Annotated in this window: 13 protein-coding genes; 11 read left to right on the plus strand and 2 right to left on the minus strand. The window is 34.8% G+C overall.

Annotated elements, in window-relative coordinates; translation table 11 throughout:
* The first annotated feature begins 8 nt into the window (after nucleotides 1-8).
* The 9 genes from GCQ56_RS00605 (at nucleotide 9) to GCQ56_RS00645 (ending at nucleotide 9,278) form a co-directional block, all read left to right on the plus strand.
* A complete protein-coding gene (locus GCQ56_RS00605; RefSeq protein ID WP_152732455.1) occupies nucleotides 9-908 on the plus strand; it encodes a DUF6175 family protein in 900 nt (299 codons plus the stop codon).
* Between the two features lie 25 nt (nucleotides 909-933).
* Nucleotides 934-3,057 (plus strand): LamG-like jellyroll fold domain-containing protein, encoded by a 2,124-nt coding sequence (locus tag GCQ56_RS00610; RefSeq protein WP_193323680.1) that lies wholly within the window; start codon nucleotides 934-936, stop codon nucleotides 3,055-3,057.
* A gap of 45 nt (nucleotides 3,058-3,102) precedes the next feature.
* A complete protein-coding gene (locus GCQ56_RS00615; RefSeq protein WP_227005957.1) occupies nucleotides 3,103-3,672 on the plus strand; it encodes a hypothetical protein in 570 nt (189 codons plus the stop codon).
* A gap of 22 nt (nucleotides 3,673-3,694) precedes the next feature.
* Entirely contained in the window at nucleotides 3,695-4,660 is a 966-nt protein-coding gene (locus GCQ56_RS00620; protein ID WP_152732457.1) for a hypothetical protein, read from the plus strand.
* Between the two features lie 20 nt (nucleotides 4,661-4,680).
* On the plus strand, nucleotides 4,681-5,727 hold the full coding sequence (locus tag GCQ56_RS00625; protein WP_152732458.1) for a M23 family metallopeptidase: 1,047 nt from the start codon (nucleotides 4,681-4,683) through the stop codon (nucleotides 5,725-5,727).
* A gap of 33 nt (nucleotides 5,728-5,760) precedes the next feature.
* On the plus strand, nucleotides 5,761-6,435 hold the full coding sequence (locus GCQ56_RS00630) for a hypothetical protein (RefSeq protein ID WP_152732459.1): 675 nt from the start codon (nucleotides 5,761-5,763) through the stop codon (nucleotides 6,433-6,435).
* A 116-nt stretch (nucleotides 6,436-6,551) separates the two neighbouring features.
* The gene (locus GCQ56_RS00635; protein WP_152732460.1) at nucleotides 6,552-7,007 is read left to right on the plus strand and encodes a YccF domain-containing protein; all 456 of its coding nucleotides are present in this window, start codon (nucleotides 6,552-6,554) and stop codon (nucleotides 7,005-7,007) included.
* Nucleotides 7,008-7,152: 145 nt separating this feature from the next.
* The gene (locus GCQ56_RS00640) at nucleotides 7,153-8,169 is read left to right on the plus strand and encodes a hypothetical protein (protein WP_152732461.1); all 1,017 of its coding nucleotides are present in this window, start codon (nucleotides 7,153-7,155) and stop codon (nucleotides 8,167-8,169) included.
* Between the two features lie 377 nt (nucleotides 8,170-8,546).
* Nucleotides 8,547-9,278 (plus strand): hypothetical protein, encoded by a 732-nt coding sequence (locus GCQ56_RS00645; RefSeq protein ID WP_152732462.1) that lies wholly within the window; start codon nucleotides 8,547-8,549, stop codon nucleotides 9,276-9,278.
* A gap of 117 nt (nucleotides 9,279-9,395) precedes the next feature.
* Here GCQ56_RS00645 and GCQ56_RS00650 read toward each other — a convergent pair whose 3' ends face one another.
* On the minus strand, nucleotides 9,396-10,265 hold the full coding sequence (locus GCQ56_RS00650; RefSeq protein ID WP_152732463.1) for a glycerophosphodiester phosphodiesterase family protein: 870 nt from the start codon (nucleotides 10,263-10,265) through the stop codon (nucleotides 9,396-9,398).
* Nucleotides 10,266-10,276: 11 nt separating this feature from the next.
* A complete protein-coding gene (locus GCQ56_RS00655) occupies nucleotides 10,277-14,200 on the minus strand; it encodes an NACHT domain-containing NTPase (protein WP_152732464.1) in 3,924 nt (1,307 codons plus the stop codon).
* A 404-nt stretch (nucleotides 14,201-14,604) separates the two neighbouring features.
* Between GCQ56_RS00655 and GCQ56_RS00660 the strand changes: the two genes are divergently transcribed.
* The gene (locus GCQ56_RS00660) at nucleotides 14,605-15,000 is read left to right on the plus strand and encodes a hypothetical protein (protein ID WP_152732465.1); all 396 of its coding nucleotides are present in this window, start codon (nucleotides 14,605-14,607) and stop codon (nucleotides 14,998-15,000) included.
* 172 nt (nucleotides 15,001-15,172) lie between these two features.
* Entirely contained in the window at nucleotides 15,173-16,993 is a 1,821-nt protein-coding gene (locus GCQ56_RS00665) for a tetratricopeptide repeat-containing sensor histidine kinase (RefSeq protein ID WP_152732466.1), read from the plus strand.
* The last annotated feature ends 14 nt before the right edge of the window (nucleotides 16,994-17,007 follow it).

The raw sequence follows: 17,007 nt of genomic DNA on the forward strand, positions 1-17,007 counted from the left end.
CCAACAATATGAAAAGAAAATTAGTTTCAAAATTAATTCTTGTTCTGTTCTCTTTATTTATTTCCATTCCTAATGGAAAAGCTCAAAGCTCAAATATAGAGGAAGTTCAATTGCCAACTATCATGGTTATTCCTTACAAAAAGGATGGAGATTCTTACAAGAATATTCTTCAGAATGATTTTGACAAGAGAATAGCTGTGGCATCGGTGCAGGAAGGATTCAATCAAAAAGGAATTACAACCATCGATTTTGAAGCCAAATTGAATGCGGCTATTCGTTCGGCTAATTTTGAGATGAATGATGCCCAGACTGTAGATAAGCAATTGATTCGAAATTCAGGTGCTGATGTTTACGTGTCGGTAGATATAAAGAAGGATTTTGCAGCAAATGGCAACAGAGTTGCACTGGTTTTAAAGGCTTACGAAACCGCTTCAGGAAATGTGTTAGCCAGTAAGCAAACCTGGTCGCCACGTTTTCGAACTTCGGCAATAGATAAATTGACTTCTCTGGCAATTAAAATCATGATGGATGATTTTTTGGCACAGATCAACACCAACTTTCAGAAGAAGGTGAGCAATGGAAATACCGTTGTATTGAATGTTTCTATTGCCAGCGATTCTATGACAGATATGGATAGTGAGTTGGGTAACGATCAGCTTCCACTTTCGGACGTGTTGCGTCTTTGGGTTAAAAAGAATGCACATAAAGGTCGTTATCATGTTCAGGGCTCTGTAGCCGAAGCGGTTATTTTCGATCAGATTCAAGTGCCTAGCAAAGATGAAAATGGAAATACATACAGTGTAAGCGACTTTGCTTTTAATCTGTGGGATTATTTGAGAAGTGATATTGGCATTGCTTGCAAAAAGCGAGTGGATGGAAATACCATTTACATTACCATTCTGGAATAAGCGTAAACACATAAAACAAATAACAATGTTGAGTTTTCAAGTGTTGAATATAAAAGGTGCTTTGCCGGGGAAAATTATTTCCCTGGCTTTGTGCCTGATATTATTGGGATCTGTTAAGGCAAAAGCACAAAACCGACCACAATGGATTACAAGTAGACCAATAAATACAATGTATTATATTGGAATTGGATCTGCTTCAAAATCGGAAACCGATTACATGAAAATTGCCAAACAAAAGGCTTTAAGTGATTTGATTTCGGAAATTGAAGTGAAAGTAGCTAGTAATTCTCTTTTAAATTCTTTGGATGATAATGGGAATATATCCTCTTATTTTCAGGAGAATATTAAAATTGAAGCTAAGCGTACAATTGAAGATTACCAATTGGTAGAATCCTGGGAAGGAGATTCTGAATATTGGGTTTACTATCAGTTGAATAAATATAGTTATCAGGAGAAAGAGCGTATCCGAATTGAGAATATGCAGGATAAGGCATACGACTACCTTCAGAAAGGAAATGCCGGAAAAAATTCAGGAGAAGTTTCCGCTTCTATTTATAATTATTTGGAAGGTTTGAAGCTGATACAGGCTGATTTAAATAAGAATTTGCCATATCAGAAAAATGGTCAAACCATTTATTTAGGTAATGAATTGTATGCTGGTTTAAACAATGTATTTACAGGAGTTCAGATAAAAGCTGATCCTTCATCGGTAAAAGGACAAGCTTTTCAGGCGGTAAAAGATCAAATTCAGATTAGAGTTAGCAGAGGAATGCAAGTTCTTGCTAATTTGCCATTACATGTCGAATTCATTTCCGGATCAGGTGAATTGAATCATGGGTTGATAACCAATGAATCAGGAATTGCTCATTTGCAAGTTTTGAATATTAGTAGCAAGCAAAAGCAACAATTGGTCTTGATAAAACCAGATTTGAAGAAACTTTGCTCCGATAGAAAAAATAAGTTGTTGCATGGTATTTTAAACCAGTTGAAATCTTTACCTGAAACGCAGGTAAGTATTAGTCTCGAAAGTGCAACCATTAAAGCTTTTTTAAAACAAAGTCAGGATGGTAATTCTGCTTTAGTGAAATCCGTTAAGAGAATTTTGAGTAACAACTATTTCAATTTTGTGCCTAGCGAATCGCTTGCTGATGTTGTGGTGGAATTGGATGAGGAATTCAAAAAAGGAGGAAAAGTGAATGGTGAAATGTATAACATGCAGGAGTATTTCTCATCGCTTAGTTTGCAGATTACCAATCGTTATAGCAAAGAAACGGTGTTTAGTTATGGCGTGAACGATTTACGCACCTTAGCACCTGAAAGTACTTCGCCAAAAACAGCTCGAATGTCGGCAAGTAGAAGTATCATGAAAAAAATGCAGCGTAAATTAATTCAAGAATTAAAGAAGCTGCAAATGATCATTGATAAGTCGATAGTGGTTCCTGAAGTTGTGCCAAATGTGCAAAGAACAGAACCGAGCAGAAGTCAGACCACAAGTACTCAAAGTCCAAAAACGATTGTTACTTCGGGCTTGTTGGCTTACTATACCTTTAATGATGGAACGGGGAGAAACAGTACAGGAATAAACAATTACAATGCATTGGTTGAAGGTGAAAATGCACCTTTATGCGTTACAAGCACTTTGACTGGAGAAGGTAAGGCAGCTCAGTTTAGTGGCAATTCATACTTAAGTATTCCTGAACATCCTATTCAACAATGGACTGCCTATTCCATTAGTACATGGGTGAAAACAACTTCGGGAGGAGCGGTATTGGGTCGAAAAGGATCCGGACCTACCATTTTAGGAACAACCATTCAAAATCAGTTATTCTATCAGAAAAATCATTACGGTCGTTACGACACGTTTAGTTTCGATACGGATAAAATGCTGCTGGATTCTCAATGGCACATGCTCACCTTAACTGTTGAGGTTTTACAAAACGGATCACGTTCCAGATTGTTTGTTGATGGGCAAATGGTTTTGGTCGAAAATACTCAATTGAATGATAAGATAAAAGGTGGCGAAGGAGCTTATATCGGTTACGATCCCGGATCGAAAAGATATTTCACTGGTGAAATTGACAATTTGAGGATTTACAATCGAAAATTAAGAGATGAAGAAATTCAGCAGCTTTATCGCAGTCAGCAGTAAGAATATCAATAAGTAATACAATTAAATCTTTAAAATTTACTAATAATGAAAAAACGTTTTTATCAATTTGCAGCAGTAGTAATGATGGGTGCCATGTTCGCATGTTCGGCACCACAACAAGTAGCACAAGTACAGCAACCAGATGAGGTTGATTTTGATGTGCCTTGTACAGGTCCTGATTTTAGAACCAACGCGGAATATTTTAGAGCATCGGCAGATGGTTTAAGTATGAATATGGATATCGCTAAGAAAATGGCATATACCAATGCACGTGCCGAGTTGGCAACAGCTATTCAGGCTAAGGTTGAGCGAGTAACTGATAACTATTCTTCATCGCATAATTTCAATGGTAACGAAGAAGCTAAACAACGTTTCCAGGATCTTCCAAGAATAGTAGTAAAGCAAGTAGTAAGCGGGACACGTATCATTTGCGAGAAAATGAAAAAAACCAAAGAAGGTAAATTTCATTGCTATGTTGCTATGGAATTGGCAGGTGATGAGATCGTGAATTCTATGAAAGACAGAATCAGTGGAGATGACAAATTGAAAATTGATTTTGAATACGAGAAATTTAAAAAAGAACTAAAAGAGGAGATGGCTAAAGGAAATTCATAATCCTTTTTATTCCATTAAAAATATGCATATCAAATTATTGTTGATATCGATTCTAATTATTTTAACAGTTTTTTCTACCAAAGGACAGGAGATAGACTCTTGTCTTTTGGAGAAAGACTCTATTGCTGATGTTCTGTTAACAAAGCATCAGAGTTTTCCAAATTGGTTGGTAGAACAGGCATTGGAAAATGAATGTTGCATAGGAATTTCAGATCCTTATTTGGATACCGATTTGGCTCTCGAACAAGCCAAAATTAGAGCGGTTGCCATTGCCAGCTTGAAAGAGGAATTGGCTTACCGATCTATAGTTGATAATTACGTATCGGATAAAGGAGGAAAATACGCAAATACCAAATTTGTGAGCTTAACCAATATGGTTTCGATAGCACATATTGATTTAAAATCTATTGAAGTTTTAAAAACTTATACATCACCATTCGATGAGGTCTTTGTATTGATAAAAAAACCAAAATTCAACACTTCAGATTCTTTAAAAGATACTACCAATACAATAAAAATAACTGCTGATTTACTTCTAAGTGAAACCAAAGGAAGAGGTGAGGACAGTTATAATTTTATAAAGTTTCACATTCAGAATCCGGATCAATATCCTATTAAAAAGCTCAATTACTATTCTTACAATACCAAGTCGGGAAAGAATATTGTTTCAAAAATCAACCAGTTCGAAATAAAATTCCCAAGTGGAATGTTTCGTTATCAGCCTTATCAGGCTCAGGATACCATTCATTATCAAAATGGATTTATCGAGGCATCCTTAAACTACTCATTTTGGAATGCTTATTTGGATGTGATTTTAAACAATCTATTACTGATGACTAAAGATGGAGGAGAAGTAAAATCTTTAGGAGATAAATACAATCAGATTTTTAAAAACATGTTTCGGGTGGTTGATTACCAGAAAATGCATTTTCGAATTTCGAACTTAAAAGTGAAAGGCAACAGGTTGTATATGAAAACCACATTGTAAGCCATAAAATCCTTAATATCATGAAGAAATTTACTTTAATAACAGGTTTTTTACTAGTAATTCTTGGCTTTTGTACCATATCAATTAAGGCGCAAGAGGTTGAATCATTCGAAGAATTTAAGAAGAAAGAAAAAGCAAAATTTCAACAGTTTAAAGAAGAATACAAACGACAATTCGAAGCTTTTAAAAAGAACGAACAGGATTGGAATAAGGAAATATTGGGTGTGGATGTTGAAACACCAGTATCGGAACGTGTAGAGGAAAAAGATAAGGATTTTATTACCAAACCTTCGGTACCAAAATATGTGAATTTAAGTGCAAGTTTGGATGATGAAATTGAGCAAATAAAACGTAAGGTTGAAAAGATTACAGTTCAGGATTTAACAGAGGCTGAACCGATGAAATCTCCTGAAATAAAACCAGAGCCAATAGCAGATGCAAAATCTAATAAACAGGCAGATCAGTTCGCAGAGAAAGCACGAAAAATGTCTAATCCGGTAAGCAGCGCTTCCAGAGAGGAATTGAAAGTTGTCAATGTAGATTTGAATCCCACTAAAATGGGAAATCCTGTCGCAAGTGCATCCACAAATACAAGTACGATTGCGAATCCAGGTGCAAAAACTGCCACGAATATAGAAAATCACAAAGTTAGTTTAATAGAGATTGAAAAGCGCAGTATTCCTTCAACCAAGCCAATTTTAGCCAAGTTCCGATTGAGTTCAAAATTTGGGAATAGATTTCACCCAACTTTGTACCGTTGGCGCTTTCATGGTGGCGTAGATATGGCATGTCCAAAGGGAACAGAAATACACATACCAGCCGATGGCGTAGTTGTAAAATCGGGCTGGAATGGAGGCTATGGCAATTACATTAAGGTGAAGCATGGCAATGGTTACGAAACAGTTTACGGTCATCTCTCAAAAGTAAGTGTAAAAAAAGGACAAAAAGTTAAAAAAGGTGATGTAATAGGCAAAGTGGGAAGTACTGGTCGATCGACAGGAGCACATTTGCATTACGAAATCATAAAAAATAAAAAACGAGTGAATCCAGAACGATTTTTTGGATAGGAAAACGAAATCTCAACTCAACATTCTTACATCATGATTACGAAACTATTTAAGCTACTTATACCACTCTTACTTTATGCCTTTGGACGTGAATTCATTGCTACTGTGCAGATGATTTCATTCGCTGATTTGTATCAGAAAATCTTCCTGATAGCCTTAGGAGGTGGATTCTTATTTACAACTCTTTTTGTGAAAGCACACGGATATTTGGCGATACTATCTCATGAATTAACACACAATACACTTGGCGTTTTAACCTTTAATAAACCAGTAGGCTTAAATGTTGAAGCCAATATGGGTGGTGTTTTTATGTTTCAGGGTAAACACAATATAATGTCGGTGTTATCGCCTTATTTTTTTCCGCTAATCACGGTATTCATTTTTCCAATTTATTTCATTTTGGCAAGTTCGGGAGCCGAAGTTTATTTTGGTTTATTAGGCGCATCCTTGGGTTTTTCATTTTCAATTGGAATACGTCAGGCACATCGTCATCAACCCGATTTTCAGGTTTATGGAGTCACTTGGTCCTACCTGATTATATTGTTTTTTCAGATTGTAATATTTGGTCTGATGATATCATTTGTAATTGGTCGAATGCCAATGCTTATCAGTTTTGTAAAAATGAGTGCAGATCACATTATAGAACTGTATGATATTTTAAAGGCTTTGGTGATGATGGGAATAGATATAATATCAAGTAATTCATAATTAGACTACTTAATTAAATCAGAATATGATCTAAAATTAAAATGGAGTTCAGACACCATATAAAAAAACGAGGCGCTACCGAAAAGCCTTACGAGTAGGATGTAAACATTTAAGCTATGAGATTTTTAGGAAACATTATTTGGCATTTTCCATTCTTTGGATTTGTATCGGCATTTTTCACCTTTTTGTTGGGAGGATTGCTTGTAATCACTGTAATTGGCGCACCTATTGGATTGGGTTTAATTCAGTTGTCAAAATTTCTTCTGTCGCCTTTTTCGAGTTCAATGATAGACAATAAAGAGTTAAACGCAGAACCCAATAAAGCATGGGAAGCATTTGGCTTAATTGTAAGAATATTGTATTTCCCATTCGGCTTATTCCTTACGGTTATCACCTTATTCCAAATTGTTGGATTGTTTGTTTCCATAGTTGGAATTCCAGTAGCCTTGGTATTAGCTAAATCTCTAGGAACTTATTTAAATCCGGTAAATAAAACATGTGTTTCTACATCGGTAGCAAAAGAATTGGAAAGCCGTAAAGCAAAAGCTCAGGTTGATGCTATGGTAGGATAATATCTTTAGTAAGTAACTCTGGTTGTATGCTGGAGCTATTAATACGATTTAGACCCCAAAACTCTTATTCTTTTTTTAGAATTAATGCGACTTAAAAATGATGTGATAATAAGAAATTTACTTTAACTAAACCAAAACCCAAACCATGAAAAAATTAATCCTATTTGCTCTGTTTGCAGTTCTTTGCGAGACTTATTCAGTTCAGGCAAATACTTTCATTCAAACTGAAGAGCAAACCGAAATTACAAATATTGAACAGGCACAACCAATTGATAAAGCTGTTCCTGAAAAAGGATTTGATTGGATGCAATTTATTTTTGCAGGCAGTTATTTGTTAGGTGTATTTGTCTTGTTTCCACTGGTAGTTTATACCAATTACCAGGAAAAAATGCTAGGCGATGTAAATCCGGATAAGGTGAAAATTCTTGAAAATTTATCGGAAGAAGAAAGAAACAACAGAGCCGAACATATTCTGGTTACCATTGAAGAAAAGTTAACTGCGTTTACCGATGATGATGGTTACGAAATGATTACCATAACAAAAGGATCACAGGCAAGATTCATGAGACATGGATTGAATTATATCAATAAAAGATTATGCCCTACTGATCCTATTATACAGGAGCGGGTTGAAGAATTCACGAATGTTTATTTCGACAGAACAAAAAGACAATACACCGGCTCGAATTGGATATTGGGTTGTGCCATTGGAATATTGGTGTTTATGGGTTTTATGGATATTGGAATGTTACTTTCAAGCTTTACCTTAATTCATATTATTGGAATTACTTTTTATTACCTGTCGAGCAGAACAGCAAAATATGCTTTGGAAAAAAGATTGGAGACTTTTAAAACGAAAAAGCTGGGATTTATTGGAGGTGTAATGGCTGCCCTATTTGCAGGTTTCTCTATTAAAGAGTACGTAAGTGTAAATGGAGGTCCTTGGAAAAGAGATCACGAATCGGAAGGAACATCAGCCTTGGTTTTAATTTTAGTGATTGTAATGGTTGCCTTTTTTGTTGGATTCCTGGTGGCATTTTTTGGAATTATCAACTTCGTGATTAATTACTCAGTATCCTTTATCAGTCCATTAAATACACCGGAAAAATGGTATGCTACTAAATTTGAGAAACAAGCAGAAGTTGTTGTTGCTCAACATTGATTTAAGCAGAAATTTGCATGTATATCATACTTTGATAAAATATTACTTACAACTTTAATGCTTAACATGGAAAGGAGTCGACCAATTTGGTGATTTGATTTAGTAGATAGAGATTTGGTTGTTGCCATCTTGGTTGATTCTTACCAGATAAATTGCAGTATTAATGGAAGAAGACGGTGAATTTTCACTACTACTACATTCTTCATTATGGTTTTGGGATTGGATTTTCTATTCACAAATAAAATTGCAGATGTACCAAAACCAAGCGCCACTTCCTGTTAGGGAGTGGTGCTCTGATTTAAGAATATTAAAATCGCTTAAACAAATTAGCTTTATCAAGCATTTGTAGTGAATACAAAATTTAAACAATAAATTATATGACAAATAAAATTAACCTGATGAAAAAAATTGATCAGATATTAAAATTTAGAAAGCAAATTATTATTGCAGCAAGCGTACTAGTTGTGATTTATATTTTGATTACTATCCCATGGACTAATGAGCAAAGGGCAAAACAAGAATGTTTAGACTATGTAAAATCACGCTATGACAATATTTCTGTAAATCACTTTAATTTGCTTTATGAAGCAAGTCCAAAAAATGATTTAGATTATACCGAATTTGATTATAATAGAAAGCTAATTAAAATTAATTATTCTCTTGCTGGCATAGAAGAAAAAAAAAGGACGGGCAAGTTGCCGTTTATGAATAATATGGCTGTGCGAGAAAGTGATTTAATTAAAGGTAAAAAAGAATTAGAAAATCGTTTGAATTTAATTGATGAAATAAGAACAAAAAAAACTGAATTATCAGAAGAAGTATATGCTTATTATGCGGAACTTGAAGTATGTAAAAAATCCTCAAGAGGAAGTAAAAGTAAAAAGTATTTTAATTTTGTATTTGATAAATCCTGGAAAATAAAACAAGTAAGAAAATATGAAATTACCCCTGATTACAGCAATTATCCTAATGGTGATAAATTAAGAGAAAGAATGCCTTATATAGAAACGTTTTCTTTTCAGGAAAATATTATTGATAGTATTGTATCTAGTGCATTAAATTGTGAAGTAAGACGTATTGTTCACCACCCATGGTATTGGGAGAAATAATTTATAGGAATTAGAAGAAGTATAATATTTTTCGTTGTAAAATACAAATTAAGCGCCACTTCCGTAATGGGAGTGGCGCTTTTATTCTTGTGTTTTAGAAGCAAATTCGATATGCCTTTATTTAATAAGTTTGATTGTATTTCTTGGCTTGTTCGTAATAATTCCATCAACTTTTAAATCAATCATTCTATTAATTACCGCTTCTGAATCGCATGTCCAGGCATTTACTTTTTTATTCGATTGATGAATGGATTCAATAATGCCCGAAGAAAGGAAGAAACAGTTCACATTGTAGGCTTTAATATAAGGATTTTCATTAGGTCGAAAAGCATGCGGCAAGCCATCAAAGGCAAAGTTTAAAGAGGGCAGTACAAATATCTCCAGTTTATGCAATTCCAATGAAGAGTCCAGCCTGTGAATTTTCTCAATCACATCCATATTAAAACTTTGCACGGCACACCATTGCTGAGCATTGTGTTTTTGAATGATTCTGACTACTTTTTCTTCGATATCAGGATAATAGGGATCGCCTTTTTTGATTTCTATTAGTAGTTTGCATTTGCCATTTATAGCTTGTATAACCTGCTCCAACAAAGGAACTTTTTCGTTTTTAAACTTTGGTGAAAGCCACGATCCTGCATCTAATTTTTGAATCTCTTCCCAGGTCAGATTCTTTATTTTTCCTTTTCCATCGGTGGTTCTGTTCACGGTTCTGTCGTGCATCACGCAAATTGCTCCATCCTTGCTTTCGTGCACATCTATTTCAATGTAATCCGATTTATCGTTAATAGCTTGTTTAACAGCGGCAATAGTATTCTCAGGCATTTCGCCACCAGCTCCTCTATGCGCAATAATAGTTCTTTCGGGATGATTATCTGTACCTGAAAAAGTTATTAGTTTGATGTAATGAAATCCGCTGTAAAATAAAGGAATACAGATTAGGATTAAAATGATTTTTTTGATTGTAAATTTCCTTTTATTACTCATTTTATTCTTTTTTAAAATTCGATACCAAAAAGTTGATCAAATACATGAGTCGATAGTTTTTTAAACCATCCTTTGTAATTGTCCGCTTCGGTTCCGTATTGCATAATTTGTTTTAAAGATGCACTAACTTTTGGGTCGTTTTGGAAAGACCAAATTATAAAATTGCCAAATTTATGGGTCAGTAAGTCTCCAATGTTTTCGTAAGATTGATTGTATTTGATCAATTCCTCTCGGAATTTGTCGATCTCTGGAAAAGTAGAATTTCTTAAGTTGTTGTAGATAAAGAAATCGACTTCCTTGTGATGATAGCTTTTAATGGTACCCAGCGTTTTACACAAAAAGGTTCTAAGATCGTCCTGGTAATTGTCTCGTTCTACCTGTATGGAATCCAATTCGATAATTGTGGATTCGTACTGAATCTTATTTACAACATATTCGAAAAGTTGCAGTGCACTTTTGTAGTAACCAAAATCGGTTACCAAAACAGCAATGTTTTCTATGCAGCAGTACAATAAATCCTTATCCATTTTCTGCATTGCTTCATCAATAAGCTGATAGAAAATTGGCATTGGATACTCATCTCCTTCACGCTTGTTTCCATCGCCGTAATGCGTACAGTAAGCCGCACCATACCAGTTTAGAGTATATTGCTTGTAGGGTTTGTTGTTGTTGGCTGCAAAATTGTTGTGTGCATAATACGAACCCTTGCATCTTGTGGTCCAATTGTAAACAAGCACCGAAAACAAATGCATGGCTTCCTTGTCAGGATTTTTAGTTTTGATCATATACCTGAACAAAACATACATAATAGACATCTGCATGTAATCGGTACAAGGATTCGAAACATCGGCATTGTTAACCTGCTGAACGATATTTTCTATCCGTTTCCAGTCTTTAAAAGCTTGCATGATTAGAACTCTCTCCAGCATAAAAAAACTGTAAGAATCGCCTGAATACATCGCTTTCATTGCAAGAGGGTGCAGCTTGATAAAATCTTCCTTATCGTTGGTTAAATAATCCAGCACTTGGTTGTAACCTTCGTGAGACCATTCTCCATTTTGGCTGTGAATGGGAATTTTATCCCAGAAATGTTGGTATTCGATTCCATTGTTCACATACTCAGACTGCACGGTAGCCAACTTTCGCAGGGTGAATTTCTTTAAAACAGGAAAAACAATGCTAAATTCGGTTAAAATCTTAATCCATCTATTGATAATGGAAAAGGTAAAATCATAATCTTTGCTGAGATCTACATTCTTTTTGCTCGACAAATCTTCCACAATCAAAAGCGTACTGATACGAATAGCTGGCTCGAATACATGCTTTTTTAATGAATCGTTCCAAAAATTCAGAATTACATTCGATTTGGTCATTTTACCTGCAAGCTGATCTAAAATTTCGGACCACAGGTTTTTATCCAATTTGGTGATGTAGTACACATACAAACTAACAATATCCCTAACTCTTGAAATCGGGTTAGCCATGGCATGCAAAAGTGACGAAACAGGATGTTTTTCTTTAGGATATAAATGGTTTTGATAGATATCCGATTTAAAGATTTCGTAAATGGCATAGATAGCAATCTTTTTAACCTGAATGGTATGCGATAAATCGTTCAAAATTAGGTTGCGTTCCTGCCATCGTTGTTCATATCTTGTGGATGGATTATTGGTTTTTTTTTTGCTGTAGTCTTCCAGCAACTTCTCCAATTTATCAAGGCGTTTCCCTTTTTCGTTTGAATGCTCACAATTATAGGATAACATTTGCTCCAATAAACTCCATAGTTGATTGTAATCTTCCTGTAAAATCACCGAAAGGGCATCTATTACCAATTGCTGAACTTCATAATTGTTATCGCAAGCCAGGCTTAAAATGGTTTTTGGATCGTTGTTTTTGTCCAGATAATCCTGTAAAAGGGCAGAACGTAGTGCATTACGCACCACAGCATAATTTTTACCAGTTAGCAACTCCCTTTTATAGGCTTCTGCTGGGATAGTAAGAGCCGGATGACTTAGTTTTAGATTTTCCTGATCCTTAAAAATGCGAGCGAATAAATATTCCTGATATCGTTCGTAAACAAATCGAATTTCATCGCGACCATACTTCTTCTCAATTTTTAAAATTCCCTTTTCAATCAAAGCATCGAATACTAAACTGAATTCAAATTCATCGTTGTCAAAAATGCTTTTGCTTAGCTTGTGTAAAGGGTAATCATCATCGTCGAAAGCCAGAATAAGTTGTTCCATCGAAATGGAATCCTGACCCGATTTCCAAAGGTATTTGGCAATTTTATTGAGCAGAATGTGTTCGCGCTTGTTTTTAGCTGTTTGTGTAATTCCCTTCTCCTTTAGCAGATTTTCAAACAGTTGGTTGGAATGGAAGAGGCGAATGTCTTTGGGTAAAACCTGATTTTGAAATACCAGAGAAGCCATTTTTAGGATCAAGGGATCGCTTAAACGATTTCGAATCAGATTGAAATCGGAATGAAAAAGCTCCTCGCTACTGGTTTTGAGCTGATATTTGTTCTGATATTTTTTGTAAGTGCACTTTAATTCCGATTCACTCAAATGCTGAATGGTGGTGTGCTCCTCTTTTCTTTGATTGGAATAGTACAAATCGTGTTTGATAGCCGATGCTTCCAGTTCAATCAGCTCTTTCCAGGTGTAGGAACGACAACTGATCACAATTTTAAGATTGGGCAAATTGTGTTTGATAAAATACTTGTCGATTATTTTTAACAGCTCAATAGGACCTTTCTGATTCTTCTGAGAAGATTTATCGAAATAGTCTACACATTCGTTAATGGCATCGAAAAAAAGGTAGACTCTCTTTCTGTTTTGATTGGCTAGAATCTGCAAATTGGTCAAAAGCGTTTCCAGTTTGAGTTCTCCGAAAGCAGTCTGAAAATACTCTTCAAGGCTAATGTTCGAGAAAATTTTGCTGTTGATACAGATAACACACTCGTTCTTTTCTAACAATTGGGATGCCCAATGGCAAATTTGATTGGTTTTTCCGCTTCCTGCACTTCCCAAAAGAATAAAGGCTGTTGATGTTGATTTCGCAAATTCCTGAAACGATTGGCTAATCTGATTCCGGTCGGTGAATACCTCGGCATCGTATTTTTCTTTCGACATTTCAGCCAGGAAACCATAGGTTTGATTGTTAGCTTCTTTCAGATAATCATCCCATTGTTTCTTGCTTTGCAAAAGGCTAATGCCTTCCTTTTTACGTGCCTCGATAACTGAATATTCTTCCTGTAAATCGAGCATTAAAAGTCCAATTGCAAAGTTGATGGTGTAGTCGCGGAATTCGGTGGTGCAATTTCCAGTGATTAGGCTTTGAGACTGTTTAAAATCGCCGGCATTCAAATCAAAACTTTTTAGAATTTCCTTATCTGATAGATCTTTAATCTCAGCTAAAAATGGATCGGTGATCATTCTGCATCCCTTCAGGGTATTTATGGCATCGAGCAGGATTTTTTGCTCTACAAAATCGGTAAATTCTACTTGCAGGCGCAGTAGTTCTTCATACTTGCCCTTCTCTTTCCAAACCCTTGTATTTTCCTCAATTATTGATTGTAGCTCCTTATTTTGAGCGATCAAAAATTGATTGTTTTGCACGTAATCATTCAGACTTGAGTAGTCGCTTAACATGGCAAGACAGCGCTTGGCACAAAAATTGGTTTGAGTTTTTTCATTGGCAAAAAGCTCTTCCATATTTTCTTGCCAAGCCTTCATAGATTTATTCCAGATGGCATGAATGTATTTTAGGAGCCCATTGTTTACATGATTTTTTATTCTGGAGGCTGTACTTAACAGCTCCATGTTTTCATGTTGCTGAAATTCTTTACGGATTAGGGTTCTTATTTCGCAGCCATTGGCTTTCACCTCCGCTTCGGCAAAGTATCTGATTGGGGATATTTCTGTTATCAGCATATCTTTTTTTTTACAATGACAGATGAAAGTTGTTGTCCATTAAAAGCCTGAATTTACAGAGAATATCTCCAGCTTTTGATCTTATTTTTTTCACTATCATTTTTTGGAAATGGAGGTTTCCAATCATTTCCAAAATTAAAATTTGGCTTCTCTATAGATTTGTTCATAGAAATTTCAACTGAATGTTTGTTCCGTACGAACTTGGTTAGCTACCAAAGATAATAAACATTCTCAAAGAGTGAACATAAGCAATTCGATAATTGCTTTGAAAGGACGACTTGTCGTTTTGCTTACTGTTCATTCATCCTTTCACAAACTTTTTACCAGAAGGTTTTCTGGTTTTCAATTTAAACGCTCACCAAGCTTACTGGGCGAGCTATGTCAAATTTTTAAATCCAAAAAAAATGAAAAAATATACATTTATTTCGACCGTATTAATCGCTTTATTCTCTTTAATTTTTGTTAGTTGTGATAATAATGATGAGGATTTTGTGCCAGAAAAGCAGACTGTATCTATCAAATGGGATAAGTGGAAAACTCAGGTTAAGAGTGGTGATAATGATGATGATCTGTTACCTGATATTCCTATACTAACAGGAAAGGCAAGTAATTCTGATGGTTCGGCAGCAATTGAAGTGAGTGTTGAATTACAGTCTTTGCCTAATTTTACATTGAAAGATCAATCTGTAACAGATCTAGAAGGAAATTTTATCTTTTATGATGTTGCAAAAGGGGCTTATCAGATTGTAGTAAAACAGCACGGAGAGGTAGTAGGAACTTCAGAACTTCTAATAGAGTAAGTTAAAGTGATGATTATCCCATTTCTATTTAAATTGATCAACTTTTATTGAGTTATAATAGAGGATAATAATAGAAATGTTAAATTTACGAAAGTCATCTTAAAGGATGACTTTCCTTTTTCAAATGTATTTGTCAGTTTTTAAACTATCTATATTTTAAATGTAATATCAAATGCTAAAAATTATATTCCTTTCTTTAATACTAGTTATAGAAGTTGTATATTCTGTAAAAGCTGAATCAGAAAATAAAACTCTTTCTCGAGAGAAAGTGGTTAAATTGATTAAAGTTGGAGTTGTACATTGGTCAAAACAAGAATATGATAGTGCTGCATATTATTTGTCTAAAGCAGAAAAGAAGTCAATTGAGATAAAGGACACACAGTTAATGATTTCTTGCACGAATAATATGGGAATGCTTCAAACATCAATTGGGGAGTATGACAAAGGAATTGAATATTATAAGAAGACTTTAAATCAATTACCTCCTAATAAATCATCAAAATCAAAATTATTGGCTTTACTGAATATAGGAATTACCTATAAGAGGAAAGGTGACTACGAAACAGCATTGCATTATTTATTACAAGCACAGATATCTGCCTTAGATTTTCCTAATGGAAAAGAGTTAGGATCTTGTTATAATGAGATAGGTATTGTGAAATTTTCACAAAAACAATATGAATCTGCAATAGAATATTATCAGAAATCATTAAAAATAAGAAGGGAAATAGGTTATAAAAAGGGAATTGTTGGATCACTTAATAATATTGGGAATGCATATAAGGAATTAAAGCAATATGATAAGGCATTGAAATTTTTTCATGAATCTTTAGAACTTAAAAAGCAGTTAGGAAATATTAAATATTTGTCCACAACTTATACCAATATCGGGGAAATGAAATTTCGATTGGGAAATTATGTCCAAGCTGAAGAAAATTTACAAAAATCACTTTGTTTAAAAGAATTGGGAAAGGATCGTGCTGGTTGTGTTACAAGTCTTTGTTTATTGGGTGAGCTCTATATTATACAAAACAAATATACAAATGCTGAAAGTTATCTGTTAAGAGCAATGGCAACTGCAGAAGAAATCAAAGCTTTGGATTTACAAAGAGAAGTTTATCTACAATTAAAAAACTTATATGCCGCCCAAAACCAAGGAAAACAAGCCTTGGCTTATTACGACAAATACATTGCAGTAAAAGACAGCATTTTCAATACTGAAAATATGCAGCACATGCAGGAGATGGAAACCCGTTACCAAACTCGTGAAAAAGAGCAGCAAATAGAGGTGTTGAACATTGAAAAGGAAGCCAAGGAAAAGGAAAGTTTGTATATGAAGATTGTGCTAGGCGTGTTTTTATTTTCTATGCTACCACTTGCTTTTTTTATGAAACAACGCCATAAAACCAGGTTGTTACAAGAGAGAATTACCGGAGAAAATAGGGAGTGCAATCGCATTAGTCGCGATTTACACGATGGCGTAGCAAGTAGCTTGAGTCATTTGTGCCGAAGTATAGAAAAGGAAGATACAGAGCAGGAATTTGCAGTACAGTTACGAAAAATTAGCGATGAGGTGCGAAGCATTTCTCATCAGTTAAATATGACTGCCATTGGCAATCAAAAGTTTCGAGAGGCTTTGTCCGATTCATTGCCATTGGATCATTTCCCTAAGGATATTGATTTAAAAATTCATTTGTCGGAAGATTTTGAAATTGACGATTACAAGAAGAAAGTTTATATCATTCGCATTGTTCAGGAATTGATAAACAACAGTCTAAAACATGCTCAGGCATCTACCATTATCATTAAATTTAAAAAGGAAAACAGCAAATTGCAATTGGAATATGCCGACGATGGAATTGGTGTAGATTTGGAAAAAATCCGCAAAGGAAATGGCTGGCACAACATTCACGAGCGAGCGGAATTTTTATCGGGCAAGCTAAAGATTGATAGCTCTGAAGGCAATGGGTTTTATTTGAAGTTGGTGGTTTGATTGTTACAATTGAG

It is taken from the genome of Marinifilum sp. N1E240, from assembly GCF_009295825.1.
Lineage (GTDB): Bacteria > Bacteroidota > Bacteroidia > Bacteroidales > Marinifilaceae > Marinifilum_A > Marinifilum_A sediminis.